Below are 21075 nucleotides of genomic sequence, written 5' to 3' on the forward strand. Positions count from 1 at the left end.
CGTTTTGTCAAAAATAAAAACAGTGCAATTAATCACTAATCCTTTTGTAAACTATTAGAATTAAATTGCAACCTTCTCAATGAATAGAATATTGAAATGAAGTAAATTTATTTCCCAACTTATGTTTTAAAATTGTAAGAGATAATTTGAATAATATTACCTTGTGGTATAATAGATTCATGGATAAAAAATATGAAAAAATCTCCCAAGATTTGGGAGTGACGTTAAAGCAAATCGATACCGTTCTAAGTTTGACAGCTGAAGGGGCGACAATTCCCTTCATCGCGCGTTATCGCAAGGACATGACTGGTAGTCTGGATGAGGTGGCGATTAAGGCCATTATTGACTTGGATAAAAGTCTGACAAATCTCAACGACCGTAAGGAAGCTGTTTTAGCTAAGATTCAAGAACAAGGCAAGCTAACAAAGGAATTGGAAGAAGCTATCTTAGCTGCCGAAAAACTAGCAGACGTAGAAGAACTCTACCTTCCATACAAGGAAAAGCGTCGGACCAAGGCAACCATTGCCCGTGAAGCAGGACTCTTTCCTCTTGCTCGCTTGATTTTGCAGAATGTAGATTGCTTAGAGAAAGAAGCTGAGAAATTTGTCTGTGAAGGATTTGCGACTGGTCAAGAAGCCTTGGCTGGGGCAGTTGATATCTTGGTAGAAGCCTTATCTGAAGATGTCAATCTACGTGCTATGACTTATCAGGAGGTGCTGAGACACTCTAAACTTACTTCGCAGGTCAAGGATGAAAGTCTTGATGAAAAACAAGTTTTTCATATTTATTATGATTTTTCAGAAACAGTTGGCAACATGCAGGGCTATCGTACCTTGGCTCTCAACCGTGGGGAGAAACTAGGTGTCTTAAAAGTCGGCTTTGAACATGCGACGGATCGTATCCTATCTTTCTTTGCAGTGCGTTTCAAGGTGAAGAATGCCTATATTGATGAAGTGGTTCAGCAATCTGTTAAGAAAAAAGTTTTGCCTGCTATCGAGCACCGTATTCGGACAGAATTAACCGAAAAGGCAGAAGAAGGGGCTATCCAACTCTTTTCTGACAACCTGCGCAATCTCCTCTTAGTTGCTCCACTGAAAGGGCGCGTGGTTTTAGGCTTTGACCCTGCCTTTCGTACAGGTGCCAAGCTGGCAGTCGTTGATACGACAGGAAAAATGCTGACGACCCAAGTCATCTACCCTGTCAAACCTGCATCAGCTCGTCAAATTGAAGAAGCCAAGAAAGATTTGGCAGATTTGATTGGTCAATACAGCGTGGAAATCATTGCCATTGGAAATGGGACGGCCAGTCGTGAAAGCGAAGCATTTGTGGCAGAAGTTCTGAAAGATTTTCCTGAAGTCAGCTATGTTATCGTCAATGAAAGTGGTGCTTCTGTCTACTCTGCTAGCGACCTTGCTCGTCAGGAGTTTCCAGATTTGACAGTTGAAAAACGCTCTGCTATTTCTATCGCCCGTCGTTTGCAAGATCCCCTTGCTGAATTGGTCAAAATCGATCCTAAGTCAATTGGTGTTGGTCAATACCAGCATGATGTCAGTCAGAAGAAACTGTCTGAAAGTCTGGACTTTGTCGTGGATACAGTGGTGAACCAAGTCGGTGTCAATGTCAATACGGCCAGCCCAGCTCTTCTTTCCCATGTCGCTGGACTCAATAAAACCATCTCTGAAAATATCGTCAAATACCGTGAGGAAGAAGGAAAAATCACTTCACGCGCTCAAATCAAGAAAGTTCCTCGTCTGGGGGCCAAGGCTTTTGAACAGGCAGCTGGTTTCCTTCGTATACCTGAAAGTAGCAATATCCTTGATAATACAGGAGTTCACCCAGAGAACTATACTGCTGTCAAAGAACTCTTTAAGCGTTTAGATATTAAAGACCTAAACGAAGAAGCCCAAAGTAAACTCAAGTCGCTTTCAATCAAGGAAATGGCGCAAGAGCTAGACCTTGGTCCCGAAACTCTTAAAGATATCATTGCAGATCTTCTCAAACCAGGTCGAGATTTCCGTGATTCCTTTGATGCACCTGTGCTTCGCCAAGATGTCCTAGATATCAAAGACCTAGTGGTAGGACAGAAGCTGGAAGGTGTGGTGCGTAATGTAGTTGACTTTGGTGCCTTCGTTGACATTGGGATTCACGAAGACGGCTTGATTCACATTTCGCATATGAGTCACAAGTTTATCAAACACCCTAGTCAAGTTGTGTCAGTCGGAGATTTGGTGACCGTTTGGGTCAAGAAAATTGATACTGAACGTGAAAAAGTCAATCTGTCGCTCTTAGCTCCAAATGAAACTGACTGATTTCGTTAAGCAGGTTTCGCTAGAAGACTTCGGCAGACCTTTTATCCATCGAGCCCAGTGGAATTCTCGTCTACGTTCGACAGGTGGGCGATTTTTCCCAAAAGATGGGCATTTGGATTTTAATCCCAAGGTTTATCAGGAACTGGGTCTGGATGTTTTTAGGAAAATTGTCCGACATGAACTCTGTCATTATCACCTTTATTTCCAAGGGAAGGGCTATCAACACAAGGATCGGGATTTTAAGGAACTTTTGAAAGCAGTGGATGGATTACGCTTTGTACCATCCTTGCCCAATAGTAACTCCAAACCACTCAAGCTTTATCGTTGTCAATCCTGCCAGCAAACTTATCAGCGCAAGCGTAGGATTGATACCAAACGCTATCGCTGTGGACTTTGTCGAGGTAAATTGCTACTAATAAATCAGCCTGAGGACTGATGAAAGCCGAGCCTACCCGTGATATACTATGTCTAACCTAGCAGAAAGAGGAAATATCATGAACAGTAAATTTTATAAAATGAGACGAAATCGCATGATTTCAGGAGTTCTGGCAGGTCTTTCAGACAAGTGGAACTTTGATGTTACCCTTGTACGTTTTCTGTTTGCCATTTTTACAGTCGCAAACTTTGGACTTGGCGTGATTATCTATATCATCCTAGCTTCTATCATGCCAACCAAGGAAGAAATCGAAGCAGAAATGTACGGAACAGGCCCACGAAAACGCAAAGAAGCCCAAGCCATTGACGATAATGAAGGCTGGTTTTGGTGAGGTAAATAAGAAAATAAGCTTTGTATTATATAATACAAGGCTTTTTTCATCTTGTCAGAATCTATGGCTAAATGGTATAATAAGCGTATAAAACGATTTTGATTATTATAGTGAAAAATTTTTCAAGAATCTATAAAGAGAGTTACTAAATGGAATCATAATCGAAAAATAATATTCATAAAATGTGGAGTTTTTTATGTTCGAACTAAATATAACAAAGTTAATTATTGTATGTGATGAGAGTACAGTTGGATATGCTAATTACTTACGCCAACTTGTAAGTGCTAATGACGATGAAGAAGACGTAATTATAGGAACTAAAGATGGTGCAATTAAAGTAAGTGTTTGGTTAGAAAAGCATTATTTAGATAATATGTCTACAATATCGTCTAATGAACATGTTTTGTTTATAGGAGAAAATCAAGCTAGTAAAGATGAAATACCAAGTATGACTGTAAAATTTGACCAACTTGGAATGAAATATGGATGGTTAGGCAAGCGTGGTATGATGCTAGTTTCAAGTACTATAGATAACCCAGATAGTTACAATGAATTTATTAATCTCTGTAGTGACTACAAGACTGAGTTTGAACTAATAGAGTTTAAAAAACCACTTCATGAACAAGCACTAGACGCAGCTGTTGGTGTTATGGGTGATATTCCTGATATTATGATGAATGTTGGAAATACATTATTATCTTTCTTGGGACCTGTGCCAGCTATTGCAGCGGATGCAGTCAATGCGGTTGCAGAAGCTACAAAATGGATTACAACAACAGATGATCAGAGAAAAATTACTGACCAACAATTCCGAGCTTTGACTTTAATATTATACATGGATGGATTATCAGAGTTCTTGGAGGGGTGATGAATGGATGGTTTTAGAGAGGGATATGAATTCTTTCAAAAGCGAGCTGGTAATTTTGCAGGAATTGTAGATGGAGAGCAGTATATAGATACTGTAAATTCAGAGATAGATAATTTGATGAACTCTATTAATAATCTTAAATCAAGTGGTTCACTTGTAGAAACATTAAAGGGAGATGCTGCTGAATTTTGGCACGGCGGAACCTTTAATATTAAGGCAGTTATTAATTCCTCAAAAAACAGAGTACAAGTTGATCGTAGCCATGATTTTGGATCTGCTGATATTACGGGAGTAAACTTCGATGCTAAGTTTGGTTTAAAATATTATAAAGATGCTACTTCGACTGCTAAACAACAGTCAAAGAGTATTATTGATTGCTATAATGATTATAAACCTAAAGGTATAAAAGATGAGTTTCCCATCTATTTAGAAAAGAGAAGTATGGACAAAGAAATAGATCCGAATACTACAGTCTATTTTGAACAACATAGAATTGTTCCATCTGATCAACTTGAGGAAATTATTGCAATATTAGAAAGTAAAGGGCGAGAGTATTCAATTAATTCCCCCAAAGGTTTTAATAAGTATGAGGATACTCGAAATTACCTGAGTGATAGAGTTAGAGATAATAAAGGAAATGAGTCAATTCCTTTATCTAAACAAGAAGCTCACGATCTAGCGCAATTGGCTAAAGAGGGTGGAGTAAATTCTGAGGATTTACACTTAACAACTGAAGAGCTTATTAAATACACTCATATATTAAAACAATCATACAAGGCTGGCTTAACTGCAGCAACAATATCGATGGTTTTGCAAGTTGCACCTGAAATATGGAATGCAATAGCTTATCTAATTAAGAATGGATATGTCGGTGAAAGACAATTTAAAAAAATAGGTTTTGCAGCACTTACAGGAGCAGGCGAAGGATTTGTAAGAGGTACAGTTTCAGCAGCAATTACAGCAAGTTGTCTGTCTGGGGTATTTGGAAAGACTCTTAAAAAAGCTAATCCATCAGTAATAGGTGTAGTGACAGTACTAGTAATGAACTCGATGAAGAACTCGTATAAAGCATTTACTGGCGAGATGAATAGAAGTGAGATGGTGACCGAGTTAATTAAAGAAATGTTTATTACAACCTGTGCATTTTCAATGGGATTATTAGGAAAAGCATATATCAAAATTCCGTTACCTAAATTTCTTTCTCAACTTAATGAAGTTGTTCCTTTAGGATACATGATAGGTAGTTTTGTAGGATCAATAGCTGGCTCTGTTATTTACTCTTCAATATACAATCCAGTGCTATCATTTTGTGTTGAGTCAGGATTTACTCTATTTGGTTTAGTAGATCAAGATTACGAGTTGCCAGAAGAAGTATTAAAAGAAATAGGAATTGAAGTTTTTGAATATGAAAAGTTTGAATACGAACCGTTTGAATATGAGAAATTTGAATACGAGCGATTTGAATATGAACAATTTGAGCATGAGAAACTTCATACGATATTCCTAAGAAGAGGAGTTATAGGTGTAAATTGTGTAGGATATTTATAATAGTCGGATTGAATATCTTTTATAAGTACGAATATATTTATAATTATAAAAGACAATTTTTTTCTATCTGAAATTAGTTTTATTAAGTTAAATCAGTCAATAACTATTAAATGCTGAAAAAGAAACGCAAAGAAGCCCAAGCTATTGAAGAAAATGATGGATGGTTTTGGTGAGGTAGAAACAGTTATTTTACTGTTAGTCTATGAATTCGACTAATCTATTTTAAAATTTTTGAACCCTTGTATCTGCAAGGGTTTTCTTCTTGCTTTTTTTTTTATGGTAAAATATTTTTAATAAAATATCTACATTTTCCCCAATCTTACAAAAATGTAAGATTAAAGTCTCTTTTGTAAGGTTAGGTTATGGCAAGCAGTCTTTTTTTGATGTAAACTAGACTCATAAAGAACAAAGGAGTAACATCATGAAACAAATCTTACAGAAGAAAACTAGAAAACCAAGTCACAAAGATATCGAGCGTGTTCAGCTAGGATGCGCTATGATGCAAGCGACATTTCATTTGATGGGATATTAAGAAAGGAGATTCTCATGACACTTTTAGATGTAAAACACGTTCAAAAAATTTACAAAACTCGTTTTCAGGGCAACCAAGTAGAGGCCCTCAAGGATATTCACTTTACCGTCGAAAAGGGTGACTACGTTGCCATCATGGGTGAGTCCGGTTCTGGTAAATCCACTCTTCTCAATATCCTAGCTATGCTGGATAAACCAAGTCGTGGACAAGTTTACCTGAATGGAACAGACACCGCAACCATTAAAAATTCACAGGCTTCTAGCTTCCGTCGTGAAAAGCTGGGATTTGTCTTCCAAGACTTTAATTTGTTAGATACTCTCTCTGTAAAAGATAATATCTTGCTTCCCCTTGTCTTGTCAAGAAGACCCATTACGGAGATGATGAAGAAATTGGTGGTGACAGCTGAGAATCTAGGTATCAACCAATTGCAAGAGAAGTACCCTTACGAGATTTCAGGTGGGCAAAAACAGCGTGTAGCAGTAGCACGCGCCATCATCACTGAACCTGAAATTCTCCTTGCGGACGAGCCAACAGGAGCCCTTGATTCCAAGTCATCTGCAGCCTTACTTGATGTTTTTGATGAAATCAATGAGCGCGGCCAAACTATTCTCATGGTAACCCACTCCACAGCAGCAGCTAGCAGAGCTAAACGTGTACTCTTTATCAAAGACGGCATTCTTTACAATCAAATCTACCGTGGAGAGAAGACAGAACGTCAGATGTTCCAAGAAATTTCTGATACCTTGACTGTCATGGCAAGCGAGGTGAATTAGTATGTTTCGATTAACCAATAAGTTAGCGGTATCGAACTTGATTAAAAACCGCAAACTCTACTATCCTTTTGCGCTGGCTGTTCTCTTGGCAGTCACTGTCACCTATCTCTTTTACTCTCTAACTTTCAATCCCAAGATTGCAGAAATTCGTGGAGGGGAAACGATTCAAGCTACTCTAGGATTTGGTATGTTTGTCGTCACCCTTGCGTCAGCCATTATCGTCCTCTATGCCAATAGTTTTGTCATGAAAAACCGTTCCAAGGAACTGGGGATTTATGGCATGTTGGGCTTGGAGAAGCGTCATCTTATCAGTATGACCTTTAAGGAGTTAGTGGTATTTGGGATTCTAACTGTTGGAGCGGGTATCGGTATTGGAGCCTTGTTTGACAAGTTAATTTTCGCTTTCTTGCTCAAACTGATGAAATTGAAGGTTGAGCTGGTCGCTACCTTCCAAATGAATGTTGTCATTGCAGTACTTGTTGTCTTTGGATTGATTTTCCTAGGCCTCATGTTCCTGAATGCCCTTCGAATCGCCCGTATGAATGCCCTCCAGCTCTCGCGTGAGAAAGCAAGCGGAGAGAAAAGAGGTCGTTTCCTACCTCTCCAAACTATTCTTGGTTCCATAAGTTTAGGGATTGGCTATTATCTTGCCCTTACGGTAACCGATCCTCTTACAGCCCTAACAACTTTCTTCCTAGCTGTTTTACTGGTTATCTTTGGGACCTATCTCTTGTTCAATGCAGGAATTACAGTCTTCCTCCAAATCTTAAAGAAAAATAAGAAATACTATTACCAACCAAATAACCTTATCTCAGTGTCTAACTTGATTTTTCGTATGAAGAAAAATGCGGTTGGACTAGCAACTATCGCAATTTTGTCAACAATGGTTTTGGTAACCATGTCAGCAGCGACAAGCATTTTCAATTCCGCAGAAAGCTTTAAAAAAGTTCTAAATCCTCATGATTTTGGGGTTTCAGGGCAAAATGTTGAAAAAGAAGACTTGGACAAACTCTTGAGCCAGTTTGCAAGTGACAAAGGTTATCAGATTAAAGAGAAAGAAGTTCTTCGTTACACTTACTTTGGTGTTGCGAACCAAGAAGGAAATAAGTTAACCCTTTTTGAAAAAGGACAAAATCGTGTCCAACCCACAACAGTTTTCATGGTATTTGATCAAAAAGATTATGAAAATATGACTGGTCAAAAACTGTCTCTATCAGGAAATGAGGTCGGACTCTTTGCAAAGAATGAGGGAGTTAAAGAACAGAAAACTCTAACTCTAAATGATCATCAATTTTCTGTCAAAGAAGAATTTAATAAAGATTTCATTGTCAACCATGTCCCAAATCAGTTTAATATTTTGACTGCTGATTACAATTACCTTGTTGTAGCTGATTTACAAGCCTTTTTGGATCAATTCCCAGATTCGGCTATCTATAATCAGTTTTACGGTGGCATGAATGTAAATGCCAGTGAAGAAGAACAACTCAAGGTCGCTGACGAGTATGATAAATACCTCGATCAGTTTAATGCTCAATTAAACACGGAAGGTAGCTATGTTTATGGTAGTAATTTATCAGATGCTAGTGCTCAGATGAGTGCCCTCTTTGGTGGTGTCTTCTTTATCGGTATTTTCCTATCCATTATCTTTATGGTCGGAACCGTTCTGGTCATTTACTATAAACAAATTTCTGAAGGCTATGAAGACCGTGAACGCTTTATTATCTTGCAGAAAGTCGGTTTAGATCAAAAGCAAATCAAGCAAACCATTAACAAACAGGTTTTAACTGTTTTCTTCCTTCCTTTGCTTTTTGCCTTCATACACCTAGCCTTTGCCTACCATATGCTTAGTCTGATTTTAAAAGTGATTGGTGTAATAGATACGAATATGATGTTGATTGTGACCTTGTCTATCTGCGCTATCTTCCTCATCGCCTATGTGCTGATTTTCATGATTACTTCAAGAAGTTATCGCAAGATTGTGCAAATGTAAAAAAGATACCTCGACTTCAAAATCGAGGTATTTCTTGTCTTCTAAATGCTGAAAAGTTGTCCTAGCAGAAAGGTAACGCCCATGGTCAAGAGGCCAATAGCGAGGTTCCGAATCATAGCTGTTTTGGTTGGGGCTTTTCCAAGTTTGGCACTAGTGTAACCAGTGAGAAGAAGGGCCACACCGACGATAAGGACAGTAGCAGGGATGCGGTATTCACTTGGGAAAATAGTTACTGACAGCATTGGTGGTAAGCTACCAAGGAAAAAGGCAACAAAGCTAGAAATGGCAGCGTGCCAAGGATTTGTAAACTCTTCATACTCAATCCCATATTTTTCCTCTACCAAAGCCTTGAGTGGATTTTTAAGAAAGGCCTTGTTGGTCAAAAGTTGAGCAGAGGTTTCGCATTCTCCATTTTGAATATAGGCAGCATAGAGGGATTTTTTGGCTAGTTCCATATCTTGGTCTAGCAAGACTTGCTCACGCGCAACGGCTGCTTCCTCGGTATCTTTTTGAGTTGAAACGGACACATATTCTCCACCAGCCATTGAAAAGGCACCAGCTAAGATAGCTGCAAATCCTGATAAAAAGATAATCCAGATATTGCTCGTAGCACTGGCAACCCCGATAACCACACCAGCAATGGAAATAATTCCATCATTGGCACCAAGAACACCCGCACGCAGGATATTTAAACGACCTGCAAAATTTGAATCAATTTCGTGATTTGTTTCTGACATACTATTCTCCTTTTTATCCAGTATAAAGGAAACAGGTAATGAAATCAATCTTTTAAAAGTATCTGAAAAAAGTTGCACGATTTTAATTTTACGAGCTTTTTAAAAGTTAGAAACAGCACTAGCTAGTAGAGAAGGATAAAAGAGAAGCAAAGCTGATAGACTAGTCCTTTTTCTACTTATCTATGGTATAATAGGAGGTAGATTTACTAATCGGAGTAAGAAAGATTTTATGATTAAACTAGTAGCAACAGATATGGACGGAACCTTCCTAGATGGGAATGGACGCTTTGATATGGACCGCCTCAAGTCTCTCTTGGTTTCCTACAAGGAAAAAGGGATTTACTTTGCGGTAGCTTCAGGGCGCGGATTTCTATCTCTAGAAAAATTATTTGCTGATGTTCGTGATGACATTATTTTCATCGCGGAAAATGGCAGTTTGGTAGAATATCAAGGTCAGGACTTGTATGAAGCGACTATGTCTCGTGAGTTTTATCTATCAACTTTTGAAATGCTGAAAACTTCACCTTATGTAGATATCAATAAACTGCTCTTGACGGGAAAAAAGGGAGCTTATGTTCTAGATACGGTTGATGAGACCTATTTAAAAGTAAGTCAGCACTATAATGAAAATATCCAAAAAGTAGCGAGTCTAGAAGATATTACAGATGACATTTTCAAATTTACAACCAACTTCACAGAAGAAACTCTGGAAGCTGGGGAAGCTTGGGTAAACGAAAATGTTCCTGGTGTTAAGGCCATGACAACTGGTTTTGAATCCATTGATATTGTTCTGGACTATGTCGATAAGGGAGTGGCCATTGTTGAATTAGCTAAAAAACTTGGTATCACAATGGATCAGGTTATGGCTTTTGGAGACAATCTAAATGACTTACATATGATGCAGGTTGTGGGACATCCTGTAGCTCCTGAAAATGCACGACCTGAAATTTTAGAATTAGCAGAGACAGTGATTGGTCACCATAAGGACCAGTCGGTTATAGCTTATATGGAGGGCATATAATGGCAGATATAAAATTGATTGCATTGGACTTGGACGGGACCTTGCTGACTACTGATAAAAGGCTGACGGATCGTACCAAGGCAACCTTGAAAGCTGCGCGTGATCGTGGTATCAAGGTCGTATTGACAACTGGTCGTCCCTTAAAAGCCATGGACTTCTTTCTCCATGAGTTAGGGACTGACGGCCACGAAGATGAGTATACGATTACTTTTAATGGTGGTTTGGTTCAGAAAAATACAGGTGAAATCCTTGATAAGACAGTCTTTTCATATGATGATGTGGCACGCTTGTATGAGGAAACAGAGAAATTATCACTGCCTCTTGATGCCATCTCAGAAGGAACTGTTTATCAAATCCAATCGGACCAAGAAAGTCTTTATGCCAAATTCAATCCAGCTTTGACCTTTGTTCCAGTGGACTTTGAAGATCTATCTAGTCAAATGACTTACAATAAATGCGTGACTGCCTTTGCTCAAGAACCCTTGGATGCGGCCATTCAGAAGATTTCTCCAGAATTGTTTGACCAATATGAAATCTTTAAATCACGTGAAATGTTGCTAGAGTGGTCACCAAAGAATGTTCATAAAGCAACAGGCTTGGCAAAACTAATCAGTCATCTTGAAATTGACCAAAGCCAAGTTATGGCCTGTGGTGACGAGGCTAATGACCTCTCTATGATTGAATGGGCAGGGCTCGGTGTTGCCATGCAAAATGCTGTTCCTGAAGTCAAGGCAGTCGCAAATGTGGTAACTCCTATGACCAACGATGAGGAAGCTGTCGCCTGGGCAATCGAAGAATATGTGCTAAAGGAGAACTAAGATATGGGATTATTTGACCGTCTATTCGGAAAAAAAGAAGAACCTAAAATCGAAGAAGTTGTAAAAGAAGCTCTGGAAAATCTTGATTTGTCTGAAGATACTGAGACTTCTCTTACAGAAGCTGAGGAAGTTTCTCAAGACGCAGCAGAAATTGAAAGTTCTGAAGAAGCTGTGTTTGAAGAAGAGGAAATCCAAGTCACAGTTGAAGAAAATAAGGATTCAGAGCCAGTTGTAGAAGTTCAACAAGTGGAAGAATTGCCAAACTCAGAAGAAGTCCCAGAGGAAGAGAATACTGAGCTCCTAGAGACTGTAGAAGAAAATAGTTCTGAAGTGCTTGAACCAGAAACGTCTCAAGTAGAAGAAACTGTTCAGGAAAAATATGACCGCAGTCTCAAGAAAACTCGCACAGGCTTCGGAGCTCGCTTGAACGCCTTCTTTGCTAATTTCCGCTCTGTCGATGAAGAATTCTTCGAGGAGTTGGAAGAACTGCTGATCATGAGCGACGTTGGTGTACAGGTCGCTTCTAACTTAACAGAGGAGCTTCGTTACGAAGCCAAGCTTGAAAACGCCAAGAAACCTGACGCCCTTCGCCGTGTCATCATTGAGAAATTGGTTGAGCTTTATGAAAAGGATGGCAATTACGATGAAAGTATCCACTTTCAAGAGGGCTTGACAGTCATGCTCTTTGTCGGGGTCAATGGTGTCGGGAAAACAACTTCTATCGGAAAACTCGCACACCGCTATAAACAAGCTGGTAAGAAGGTCATGCTGGTTGCAGCAGATACCTTCCGTGCAGGGGCAGTAGCCCAGCTTGCTGAATGGGGTCGACGCGTAGATGTTCCAGTAGTGACTGGACCTGAAAAAGCTGACCCAGCCAGTGTAGTCTTTGATGGAATGGAACGTGCCGTATCTGAAGGTATCGATATTCTTATGATTGACACCGCTGGTCGTCTGCAAAATAAGGATAACCTCATGGCTGAGTTGGAAAAGATTGGTCGTATCATCAAACGTGTTGTACCAGAAGCACCACATGAAACCTTCTTGGCTCTTGATGCATCAACAGGTCAAAATGCCCTGGTACAGGCCAAAGAATTTTCAAAAATTACCCCTTTGACAGGAATTGTCTTGACTAAGATTGATGGAACTGCTCGAGGTGGTGTTGTTCTAGCCATCCGTGAAGAACTCAATATTCCTGTAAAATTGATTGGTTTTGGTGAAAAAATCGATGATATTGGAGAGTTTAACTCAGAAAACTTTATGAAGGGTCTCTTGGAAGGCTTAATCTAATCAGAAGCAAAAATCCTGCAAGGTACAAACTTGCAGGATTTTTTTTATTCTAAACGACCATCTTGACGATAGGCGATATCTGGTTGCCAAGTCCATTTGGCATCGAATTTTTCAAGTAAGTCAAAGCTTGCTTGAGGTCCCATACTTCCAGCTTTATAGTCATGAAGTGGGGCACCATTTTCAGCCCAGAGTTCTTCGATACGGTCAATCAACTTCCATGACGCACCAACTTCATCCCAGTGGCTAAAGTTAGTTGAGTTGTTGTTTAGGACATCATAAATCAATTTCTCGTATGGTTCTGGAGAAGCACCAGTTGCGGTCGCATCTGTACGGTAATCAAGTGAGTTAGGAGCCAAGTTAAATTCTTCTCCTACTTGTTTCCCATTTAGGCTAAGAGAGAAGCCTTCTGTTGGTTGGATATAGATGGTCAAAATGTTTGGAGCAAGTGGTTCTCCAAAGATAGAATCCATTTGTTTAAAGACGATGTTGACATGAGTTCCTTTTTCAGTCAGACGTTTACCAGTACGGAAGAAGAATGGAACACCACGGAAGCGATCACTATCAACAAAGAAGGCACCAGATGCAAAGGTTTCAGTTGTAGATTCTGGATTTACATTTGGCTCGCTACGATAAGAGATGTATTTCATGCCATCAATCTTACCTGAACGGTATTGACCACGGATAAAGTGTTCTTTAAGCTCTTCATCCGTTGGATGATAGAGGTTTTTAAAGACCTTAATCTTTTCAGCACGAATCTCGTCTTTTGTGAAGCTTGCTGGCTTGTCCATAGCAAGGAGAGAAAGAAGTTGCAAAGTATGGTTTTGTACCATGTCACGGAGGGCACCAGATTGGTCATAGTAGCCACCACGTTCTTCTACACCCAAGCGCTCCGCAAAGGTAATTTGAACATTGTCGATAAAGTCTTTGTTCCAAACGTTTTCAAAAATCAGGTTTGCAAATCGAACTGCAAAGATGCTTTGGATCATTTCCTTACCAAGATAATGGTCAATACGGAAAATTTGTTCTTCGTCAAATGTTGCTAGGAGCTCGTCATTCAACTTTCTTGCAGTTGCGTAATCTGTACCAAATGGTTTTTCAACGATTAAGCGCTCAAAACCTTTACCATCTACAATGTTTTCAGACTTGAGGTGCTTAGCAATGGTTCCAAAGAATTGAGGAGCCATAGACAAGAAGAAGAGCTTGTTGTGTTCAGTTTGGTACTTGTCATTTAGTTCAGCCTGCAATTGACGTAGAGCAATGTAGTGTTCTGTATCATTGACATCATGACTTTGATAGTAGAAGTGGCTAGCGAACTCTTGAGCCTGTTCGGTACTATCTGCCAAATCAAGGATCGATTCGACTACAACAGATTCAAAATATTCCTTGCTCCAAGGACGACGGGCAGTTCCAATAACTGCAAAGTGCTCGGAAAGATTGCCGGATTTATATAGTCTAAAAAGGGAAGGGTAGAGCTTGCGTTTAGCCAGGTCTCCACTCGCACCGAAAATTGTAACAATAACCTTAGATGACATCTAGCTACCTAATTTCTATTTTTATTCCTAGTCTTGCTAGGTATGAGGAAACCTCATTTCATAAACTTAATTCTAACATAATTTTCCGAAAAATCAAAAAATCCAATACGAGATAGAAAAAAACTGCAAGGAAATCCTTACAGTTTGAGTTTAGACGTTTAAGACCTTGTCCAAGAACTCTTTCAGACGTGGGTGCTGAGGGTTATCAAAGATTTGATCAGGTGTTCCGTCTTCAAGGAATTCACCATCTGCAGTAAAGATAACGCGGTTGGCAACCTGACGGGCAAATCCCATCTCATGGGTTACGATAATCATGGTCATACCTTGCTCAGCCAATTCCTTCATAACGTTCAGTACGTCTCCGACCATCTCAGGGTCAAGGGCAGAAGTTGGTTCATCAAAGAGCATGATGTCTGGATTCATTGCTAGTCCACGAGCGATAGCCACACGTTGTTTTTGACCACCTGATAGGCTATCTGGGTTAGCATTAGCTTTATCTGCTAGCCCAACCTTCTCAAGCAATTCCATTCCTAATTTCTCAGCTTCTTCCTTAGTCATTAACTTGTGCTCAATAGGAGCAAAGGTAATGTTGTCCAATACAGACATATGAGGGAAGAGGTTAAAGTGTTGGAACACCATTCCGATGTTTTCACGGACGTGGTCAACATTGGTTGTTTTTTCAGTTAAGTCATAGCCGTTCACAGTGATGTGACCGCTAGTGACTTCTTCTAGAAGATTAAGGCTACGGAGGAAGGTTGACTTACCAGAACCCGAAGGGCCGATGATACAAACAACATCTCCTTCATAGAACTTAGTCGTAATTCCTTTTAGGACTTCATTTTTTCCGTAGCTTTTGTGTAAATCATTTACATCAATTTTTAATTTTGCCATTAACGAATCCTCTTTTCTAAGCGTTTCGCTAGTTTAGTCAAAAGTGTGATAATTACAAGATAGAAGATAGCAAGGATTGCATACATCTTGAAACTTTGGTAGTTACGGGCGATGATAATCTTACCAGTTTGGAAGAGTTCAACTAAACCGATAGCAGATACGATGGTTGTATCTTTAAGAGCGATAACGAATTGGTTAACAAAGTTTGGCAACATCAATTTAGTTGCTTGTGGCAAGATAATCTTACGCATGGTTTTTCCATAAGAGATACCCAAGCTTCGGCTGGCTTCCATTTGACCAACTGGAACGGCTTGAATACCACCACGAACAATCTCAGCGATATAAGCAGCTGCATTGAGCGATAGAGCAATAGTACCGGCTACGAAGTCATTAATTGGACTTTGTTGGCCTGTAATAGACTCGATGAAGTTTGGAATTCCCCAGAAGATGAAGGCTGCAAGAATCATCAAAGGAATACCACGGATAACGTCAACGAAAATCTCAGAAATCACACGAAGAGATTTGTAGGGGCTAACGCTAAACATACCGAAGATAATCCCGATAACAATGGCAATAGCAAATGAGATAAGAGCTAGAGCAAGAGTGATACCAAGCCCGCTAAGGAGCTGTTTGTAGTTATTTTGAAGCAAGCCCCAAATAGTTGTTTCATCAACAGTGCTTGTTGAAGCAGTTGAAGACTCACTAGCTAGGTATTTATCAAGAATCTTTTGGAATTCTCCGTTTGCTTTAAGGTTTGCAAGTCCGTTGTTGAACATTTCAATCAATTCTGGATTTGCTCCTTTTTTAACAGCAAAGGCTGTTTCACCGATTGGAGTTCCAGCGATTGGAGTTTTCAATTTTTGACCTTGGCTGATAGAATATTTGAGAACAGGCTCATCATCCATAACGGCATCGATGGCACCAGTGTTTAAACTGTCATACATTGAAGAACCATCAGCGAAGGTTTTGATTTTGTAACCGTATTTGCTTTGATTTTCTGTTAGGAAGGTTTGAGAAGCAGTTCCGTTTTTAACACCGACTGTCTTTCCTTTTAAATCTTCATAAGAAGCAATGGTACTTGATTCTTTGACACCAAGGATAGTATTGGCAGTGTAGTATGAATCTGAGAAATCAAAAGTCGCCTTACGAGCATCTGTGACAGACATACCAGCAATGATACCATCTGCTTGACCAGCTTGGACAGCGTTAATAGCGGCATCGAAACCAGGGTTGATGATTTCAATTTCAAAACCTTGGTCTTTAGCGATTGCCTTAATCAATTCCATATCAATACCAGTGTATTGGTTGCTTGAATTTTGGAAAACAAAAGGTGCAAAAGAAGAATCGCTGGCAATGATGTATTTAGCTTTAACAGGAATGGCTTTTAAGCCCGCTAGAGTAGTTGTAGTTGGAACTGCTGAAGATGATGAAGCAGTCCATTTCTTGATGATTTTATCAAGACTACCATCTTTTTTCATTTCAGCCAAGGCTTGGTTAAATTCAGTAACTAGGTGCTCGTATTTGCTTCCTTTTTTAACACCGAAAGCAAAACTCCCTACAGCTTCCCCATCCATTTCGATATGGAGGTCTTGACCTTGGTTAATGGCATACTCGATAACAGGTTTGTCATCCATCATGGCATCAATTGCACCAGCAGTCAAGCTGTTGTTCATCAAATCACCAGTGTCAAATGTTTTAATAGTAAAACCGTATTTATCCTTGATACTTTCAAGGAAACGTTGAGCGGCTGTTCCGTTTTTAACACCAACAGTTTTTCCTTTTAATTGGTCATATTTACTAATCTTGTGTGACTTAGTAGTTGCAATGACAACTTTTGTATCATAGTAAGTATCAGACATGGTGAAAACTTTTTCACGTTCTTTAGTCTTTGTCATCCCTGCCATGATAGCGTCAGCTTGACCAGCTTGAACCGCATTTACCGCTGCGTCAAATCCAGGATAGGACATCTGAATGTTCCATCCTTTAATCTCAGCCACTTTGTTGATAATGTCAACATCAATTCCTTTATAAGTTTGATCTGAATCTTTAAACTCAAAAGGTGCATAGGCGGTATCAGAAACAATCTTAATCGTTTCAGCTTTCGCAATACCTAATGAGAAAATTGGGAATAAAATTAGCAAAAATGCTAGAAATTTTTTCTTCATTTTTAGTCTCCTTTTCCGAATATTTTCCCATTATATCAGAAAAAGTAAAAAAAGGCAAATTTTTATATTTTCGTGTTAGAAAATATAACATATATATTTTCTTTTCCTTCTTGAATTGCTACTATAAAGTGCTATAATAATAGTATATAGTAGAAGAAAAGAGGACAGGAATATGAAGAACAAAAGAATATTTAAAGACTTCCAAGCTTCCAAAATGCGGTTAAACCTTTACACAAGCCCCTTGTTAGCCTTTGCTTTTGTCTTCATAGGAGAGTTTGTGGCTTATACTCTGTATGGTATTAGTTTGTTAGCTCTCATCGGACTTGCTAGGAATTTTGGAGAGGCTGGTCAAAATCTTGCAACCTATTTGCAGACATTGCAACAGAGCTTGATGGATAAAACAAGTGACTTTCGTTTAATTTTAGAATTGCTGGCCTTTGGTTTCGTTCTCAACACTGTGTTCAGATGGACTAGAAAAGTTGAGAAAAGACCTATTCGAACTTTAGGATTTTATAAAGAAAATTTCCTCAGTAATCTTCTTAAGGGATTTGGTTTAGGTCTGGCACTTTTTCTTCTGACCTTGTTAGGTTTAGTAGCATTAGGGCAATATCGTTTTGAGTCTATTCACTTGAATCCTTATTCGCTTACCTTTGTTGTCTTTACTATCCCTTTTTGGATTTTACAGGGGACAACAGAAGAAGTGGTAGCCCGTGCTTGGCTCCTTCCTCAATTGGCCTCAAGAACCAATCTAAAACTTGCTGTTCTTATATCTAGCCTATTCTTTACTCTGCTTCATATGGGCAATTCTGGTCTAACACCACTATCTTTAGTAAATCTCTTCTTATTCGGAGTTGCCATGTCACTTTACCTCCTCAAAACAGATACAGTTTGGGGTGTTGCAGGTATTCATGGGGCCTGGAATTTTGCTCAAGGCAATCTCTTTGGGATTTTAGTTAGTGGTCAGCAGTCAGGAACGTCTTTGATGACCTTTTTACCACAAGGCGATCAAGGCTGGCTATCAGGTGGTTCTTTTGGGATTGAAGGTTCTGTCATGACAAGTCTGGTCTTGCTACTGCTGATTGTCTATCTCGCTTATCAATTGAAGAGAGAAAATGAAAGGATGTGACTTCGGTCCGTCCTTTTCTTCGTGAAAATGTTACAAGTATGCTAAAATAGGAATAGCACATCGAGAGAGGATTCTTATGATCAATCGCATTACAGATAATCAATTTAAACTAGTATCAAAATATCAACCTTCAGGAGACCAACCTCAAGCTATTGAGCAGTTGGTTGATAATATCGAGGGGGGAGAAAAAGCTCAGATTCTGATGGGGGCGACTGGAACAGGGAAGACCTATACCATGAGTCAGGTCATTTCCAAAGTTAATAAACCCACTCTGGTCATCGCCCACAATAAGACTCTGGCAGGACAGCTCTATGGGGAGTTTAAGGAATTTTTCCCTGAGAATGCTGTTGAGTATTTTGTGTCTTACTATGATTATTACCAGCCAGAGGCCTATGTTCCTTCTAGTGATACCTATATTGAGAAGGACAGCTCTGTCAATGACGAGATTGATAAACTCCGCCACTCAGCGACTTCGGCTCTTTTGGAGCGTAATGATGTCATTGTTGTGGCTTCTGTCTCTTGTATCTATGGTTTGGGTTCGCCCAAGGAATACGCTGATAGTGTCGTTAGTCTCCGTCCAGGTCTTGAAATTTCTCGTGATAAACTCTTGAATGACTTGGTTGATATCCAGTTTGAACGTAATGATATTGATTTCCAACGGGGAAGATTTCGTGTGCGTGGGGATGTAGTGGAGATTTTCCCTGCTTCCCGTGATGAACATGCCTTTCGAGTGGAGTTTTTCGGAGACGAGATTGACCGTATCCGTGAGGTTGAGGCTCTGACAGGCCAGGTATTGGGAGAAGTGGATCATTTGGCGATTTTCCCAGCTACTCACTTTGTGACCAATGACGACCATATGGAAGTGGCTATTGCCAAGATTCAGACCGAGTTGGAGGAGCAGTTAGCTGTCTTTGAGAAGGAAGGTAAATTACTTGAAGCCCAACGTTTGAAACAGCGGACAGAGTATGATATCGAAATGTTGCGTGAGATGGGCTATACCAACGGGGTTGAAAATTATTCTCGCCATATGGATGGGCGTAGCGAAGGTGAGCCTCCTTATACACTTCTTGATTTCTTCCCAGATGATTTTTTGATTATGATTGACGAGAGTCACATGACTATGGGACAAATCAAGGGCATGTACAATGGAGACCGTTCGCGTAAGGAAATGCTGGTTAATTATGGTTTCCGTTTGCCATCAGCTTTGGACAATCGTCCTCTCCGTCGGGAGGAGTTTGAGAGTCACGTTCATCAGATTGTTTACGTTTCAGCGACACCTGGTGACTATGAAAATGAACAGACCGAGACAGTGATTGAGCAAATCATTCGACCAACAGGTCTTTTGGATCCTGAGGTAGAAGTCCGTCCGACTATGGGACAGATTGATGACCTTTTGGGTGAAATCAATGCCCGTGTTGAAAAGAACGAGCGTACCTTTATTACCACTTTAACCAAGAAAATGGCAGAAGATTTGACCGACTACTTCAAGGAAATGGGCATCAAGGTCAAGTACATGCACTCGGATATCAAGACCTTGGAGCGGACAGAGATTATCCGTGACCTGCGCTTGGGTGTCTTTGATGTCTTGGTCGGAATCAACCTGCTCCGTGAAGGAATTGACGTTCCTGAAGTGAGCCTCGTAGCTATTCTCGATGCTGACAAGGAAGGTTTCCTTCGTAACGAGCGTGGACTCATCCAGACCATTGGACGTGCTGCCCGTAATAGTGAAGGGCATGTCATCATGTATGCGGACACCGTTACTCAGTCTATGCAACGAGCTATTGATGAAACGGCCCGCCGTCGGAAAATCCAGATGGCTTATAATGAAGAGCATGGTATCGTTCCACAAACCATTAAGAAAGAAATCCGTGACCTGATCGCTGTAACTAAGGCAGTTGCTAAGGAAGAGGACAAGGAAGTCGATATCAATAGCCTCAACAAACAAGAACGCAAAGAACTCGTCAAGAAACTGGAGAAACAAATGCAAGAAGCCGTCGAAGTGCTGGACTTTGAACTGGCAGCTCAGATCCGTGATATGATGTTGGAAGTCAAGGTGTTGGATTAGGGGAATTTTATGAATATTTTAGTTATTAATGGACATCCTGATAAAGAAAGTTACTGCCAAGCAATTTTTCAAACGATTGTAGAAAATATAGACTCAAAGAGACATGAACTTGAAATGATTAATCTTAATGCAGAAGAGTTTGATCCTGTTTTACGTTATGGTTATCGACAAAGGATGGAGGACGATCCGTTTATTCTACGCTCTCAGGAATTAATTCAGTGGGCAGATCATTTCATTTTTGTTTATCCAATTTGGTGGAGTAGTATGCCTAGTCTATTGAAGGGGTGGATTGATCGTGTTTTTACGCCAGGCATTGCATACTCCGCAAATAATCGAGGAAGCTTTATTTTGAACTACTTGAGAGGTAAACAGTTCAAAAAGTTACTAAAAGGAAAAACAGCTAGTATCTATGCAACCTCCATGGCACCAACTTGGTGGTACAAAGTATTTTCAGGTCCGATTAATATTCCAGACAGTTATGGAATATCAGTATTAAAGAATGCTGTCCTGAATCATTGCGGTATCAAAACAAAGAGGGTTTCAATCTTAGGAGAGTTAGGCCGTGAAGTAAATACAAGTTCAACAAGACAAAAATTTCTACAAAAAGTAGCAAAGGAAGTCAGACTGTTGGATTAAGGAGAAGAAA

The 21075-nt window shown here is 39.8% G+C and carries 17 protein-coding genes; 13 read left to right on the forward strand and 4 right to left on the reverse strand.

Translation table 11 applies throughout. From position 1 onward, the window contains the following. Positions 1 to 179: 179 nt before the first annotated feature. The 7 genes from ACLV7W_RS05110 to ACLV7W_RS05140 all read left to right on the forward strand — a co-directional run bounded on the left by ACLV7W_RS05110 (position 180) and on the right by ACLV7W_RS05140 (position 8787). A complete protein-coding gene (locus ACLV7W_RS05110; RefSeq protein WP_411865550.1) occupies positions 180 to 2309 on the forward strand; it encodes a Tex family protein in 2130 nt (709 codons plus the stop codon). Next, entirely contained in the window at positions 2296 to 2745 is a 450-nt protein-coding gene (locus ACLV7W_RS05115) for a SprT family protein (RefSeq protein WP_261096109.1), read from the forward strand. Before ACLV7W_RS05110 ends, ACLV7W_RS05115 begins: the two co-directional genes overlap by 14 nt. Before the next feature lie 58 nt (positions 2746 to 2803). After that, positions 2804 to 3076, forward strand: coding sequence for a PspC domain-containing protein (locus ACLV7W_RS05120; protein ID WP_001085044.1), 273 nt, complete (start codon positions 2804 to 2806; stop codon positions 3074 to 3076). Between the two features lie 196 nt (positions 3077 to 3272). Further along, a complete protein-coding gene (locus ACLV7W_RS05125) occupies positions 3273 to 3944 on the forward strand; it encodes a hypothetical protein (RefSeq protein WP_084924284.1) in 672 nt (223 codons plus the stop codon). Between the two features lie 3 nt (positions 3945 to 3947). Then, complete coding sequence (locus ACLV7W_RS05130) at positions 3948 to 5492, forward strand: hypothetical protein (protein WP_084924286.1); 1545 nt, start codon at positions 3948 to 3950, stop codon at positions 5490 to 5492. A gap of 546 nt (positions 5493 to 6038) precedes the next feature. Beyond that, positions 6039 to 6797: an ABC transporter ATP-binding protein gene (locus ACLV7W_RS05135; protein WP_000173358.1), complete on the forward strand. Its 759-nt coding sequence runs from the start codon at positions 6039 to 6041 to the stop codon at positions 6795 to 6797. 1 nt (position 6798) lies between these two features. Beyond that, positions 6799 to 8787, forward strand: coding sequence for an ABC transporter permease (locus ACLV7W_RS05140; protein ID WP_411865551.1), 1989 nt, complete (start codon positions 6799 to 6801; stop codon positions 8785 to 8787). A gap of 41 nt (positions 8788 to 8828) precedes the next feature. On the opposite strand, the gene ACLV7W_RS05145 is transcribed toward ACLV7W_RS05140, so the two are convergent. Continuing rightward, positions 8829 to 9524 (reverse strand): VIT1/CCC1 transporter family protein, encoded by a 696-nt coding sequence (locus ACLV7W_RS05145; RefSeq protein ID WP_261009813.1) that lies wholly within the window; start codon positions 9522 to 9524, stop codon positions 8829 to 8831. A gap of 229 nt (positions 9525 to 9753) precedes the next feature. Between ACLV7W_RS05145 and ACLV7W_RS05150 the strand changes: the two genes are divergently transcribed. From ACLV7W_RS05150 to ftsY, 3 genes are read left to right on the forward strand one after another with little or no spacing between them, the layout of a single operon-like run. Then, positions 9754 to 10545, forward strand: coding sequence for a Cof-type HAD-IIB family hydrolase (locus ACLV7W_RS05150; protein WP_411865552.1), 792 nt, complete (start codon positions 9754 to 9756; stop codon positions 10543 to 10545). Next, positions 10545 to 11363 (forward strand): Cof-type HAD-IIB family hydrolase, encoded by an 819-nt coding sequence (locus tag ACLV7W_RS05155; RefSeq protein WP_411865553.1) that lies wholly within the window; start codon positions 10545 to 10547, stop codon positions 11361 to 11363. Before ACLV7W_RS05150 ends, ACLV7W_RS05155 begins: the two co-directional genes overlap by 1 nt. A 3-nt stretch (positions 11364 to 11366) precedes the next feature. Further along, positions 11367 to 12650, forward strand: coding sequence for a signal recognition particle-docking protein FtsY (ftsY, locus tag ACLV7W_RS05160; RefSeq protein ID WP_411865554.1), 1284 nt, complete (start codon positions 11367 to 11369; stop codon positions 12648 to 12650). 44 nt (positions 12651 to 12694) lie between these two features. Here the strand turns inward: ftsY and zwf are convergent, their stop codons facing one another. From zwf to ACLV7W_RS05175, 3 genes are all read right to left on the reverse strand, one after another. Then, positions 12695 to 14182, reverse strand: coding sequence for a glucose-6-phosphate dehydrogenase (gene zwf, locus ACLV7W_RS05165; RefSeq protein WP_411865555.1), 1488 nt, complete (start codon positions 14180 to 14182; stop codon positions 12695 to 12697). Positions 14183 to 14332: 150 nt separating this feature from the next. Beyond that, positions 14333 to 15073: an amino acid ABC transporter ATP-binding protein gene (locus ACLV7W_RS05170; RefSeq protein ID WP_050315938.1), complete on the reverse strand. Its 741-nt coding sequence runs from the start codon at positions 15071 to 15073 to the stop codon at positions 14333 to 14335. Further along, on the reverse strand, positions 15073 to 17238 hold the full coding sequence (locus ACLV7W_RS05175; protein ID WP_411865556.1) for an ABC transporter substrate-binding protein/permease: 2166 nt from the start codon (positions 17236 to 17238) through the stop codon (positions 15073 to 15075). The genes ACLV7W_RS05170 and ACLV7W_RS05175 overlap by 1 nt, the downstream gene beginning before the upstream one ends. Positions 17239 to 17410: 172 nt before the next feature. Between ACLV7W_RS05175 and ACLV7W_RS05180 the strand changes: the two genes are divergently transcribed. From ACLV7W_RS05180 to ACLV7W_RS05190, 3 genes are all read left to right on the forward strand, one after another. Beyond that, complete coding sequence (locus ACLV7W_RS05180; RefSeq protein WP_411865557.1) at positions 17411 to 18364, forward strand: CPBP family intramembrane glutamic endopeptidase; 954 nt, start codon at positions 17411 to 17413, stop codon at positions 18362 to 18364. Positions 18365 to 18440: 76 nt separating this feature from the next. Continuing rightward, on the forward strand, positions 18441 to 20429 hold the full coding sequence (gene uvrB, locus ACLV7W_RS05185; protein WP_411865558.1) for an excinuclease ABC subunit UvrB: 1989 nt from the start codon (positions 18441 to 18443) through the stop codon (positions 20427 to 20429). Between the two features lie 9 nt (positions 20430 to 20438). After that, positions 20439 to 21065 (forward strand): NAD(P)H-dependent oxidoreductase, encoded by a 627-nt coding sequence (locus tag ACLV7W_RS05190; RefSeq protein WP_084930127.1) that lies wholly within the window; start codon positions 20439 to 20441, stop codon positions 21063 to 21065. Positions 21066 to 21075 lie beyond the last annotated feature (10 nt).

It is taken from the genome of Streptococcus mitis (genome assembly GCF_965111735.1).
GTDB lineage: Bacteria > Bacillota > Bacilli > Lactobacillales > Streptococcaceae > Streptococcus > Streptococcus mitis_DR.

Excerpts from the sequence above, each read along its gene's own strand:
- uvrB (WP_411865558.1), top strand. The coding sequence starts at position 18,441 with ATGATCAATCGCATTACAGATAATCAATTTAAACTAGTATCAAAATAT.
- ACLV7W_RS05125 (WP_084924284.1), top strand. The coding sequence starts at position 3,273 with ATGTTCGAACTAAATATAACAAAGTTAATTATTGTATGTGATGAGAGT.
- ACLV7W_RS05130 (WP_084924286.1), top strand. The coding sequence starts at position 3,948 with ATGGATGGTTTTAGAGAGGGATATGAATTCTTTCAAAAGCGAGCTGGT.
- ACLV7W_RS05135 (WP_000173358.1), top strand. The coding sequence starts at position 6,039 with ATGACACTTTTAGATGTAAAACACGTTCAAAAAATTTACAAAACTCGT.
- ACLV7W_RS05140 (WP_411865551.1), top strand. The coding sequence starts at position 6,799 with ATGTTTCGATTAACCAATAAGTTAGCGGTATCGAACTTGATTAAAAAC.
- ACLV7W_RS05180 (WP_411865557.1), top strand. The coding sequence starts at position 17,411 with ATGAAGAACAAAAGAATATTTAAAGACTTCCAAGCTTCCAAAATGCGG.
- ACLV7W_RS05155 (WP_411865553.1), top strand. The coding sequence starts at position 10,545 with ATGGCAGATATAAAATTGATTGCATTGGACTTGGACGGGACCTTGCTG.
- ACLV7W_RS05145 (WP_261009813.1), bottom strand. The coding sequence starts at position 9,524 with ATGTCAGAAACAAATCACGAAATTGATTCAAATTTTGCAGGTCGTTTA.
- ACLV7W_RS05150 (WP_411865552.1), top strand. The coding sequence starts at position 9,754 with ATGATTAAACTAGTAGCAACAGATATGGACGGAACCTTCCTAGATGGG.
- ACLV7W_RS05190 (WP_084930127.1), top strand. The coding sequence starts at position 20,439 with ATGAATATTTTAGTTATTAATGGACATCCTGATAAAGAAAGTTACTGC.
- ACLV7W_RS05115 (WP_261096109.1), top strand. The coding sequence starts at position 2,296 with ATGAAACTGACTGATTTCGTTAAGCAGGTTTCGCTAGAAGACTTCGGC.
- ftsY (WP_411865554.1), top strand. The coding sequence starts at position 11,367 with ATGGGATTATTTGACCGTCTATTCGGAAAAAAAGAAGAACCTAAAATC.
- ACLV7W_RS05175 (WP_411865556.1), bottom strand. The coding sequence starts at position 17,238 with ATGAAGAAAAAATTTCTAGCATTTTTGCTAATTTTATTCCCAATTTTC.
- zwf (WP_411865555.1), bottom strand. The coding sequence starts at position 14,182 with ATGTCATCTAAGGTTATTGTTACAATTTTCGGTGCGAGTGGAGACCTG.
- ACLV7W_RS05170 (WP_050315938.1), bottom strand. The coding sequence starts at position 15,073 with ATGGCAAAATTAAAAATTGATGTAAATGATTTACACAAAAGCTACGGA.
- ACLV7W_RS05120 (WP_001085044.1), top strand. The coding sequence starts at position 2,804 with ATGAACAGTAAATTTTATAAAATGAGACGAAATCGCATGATTTCAGGA.
- ACLV7W_RS05110 (WP_411865550.1), top strand. The coding sequence starts at position 180 with ATGGATAAAAAATATGAAAAAATCTCCCAAGATTTGGGAGTGACGTTA.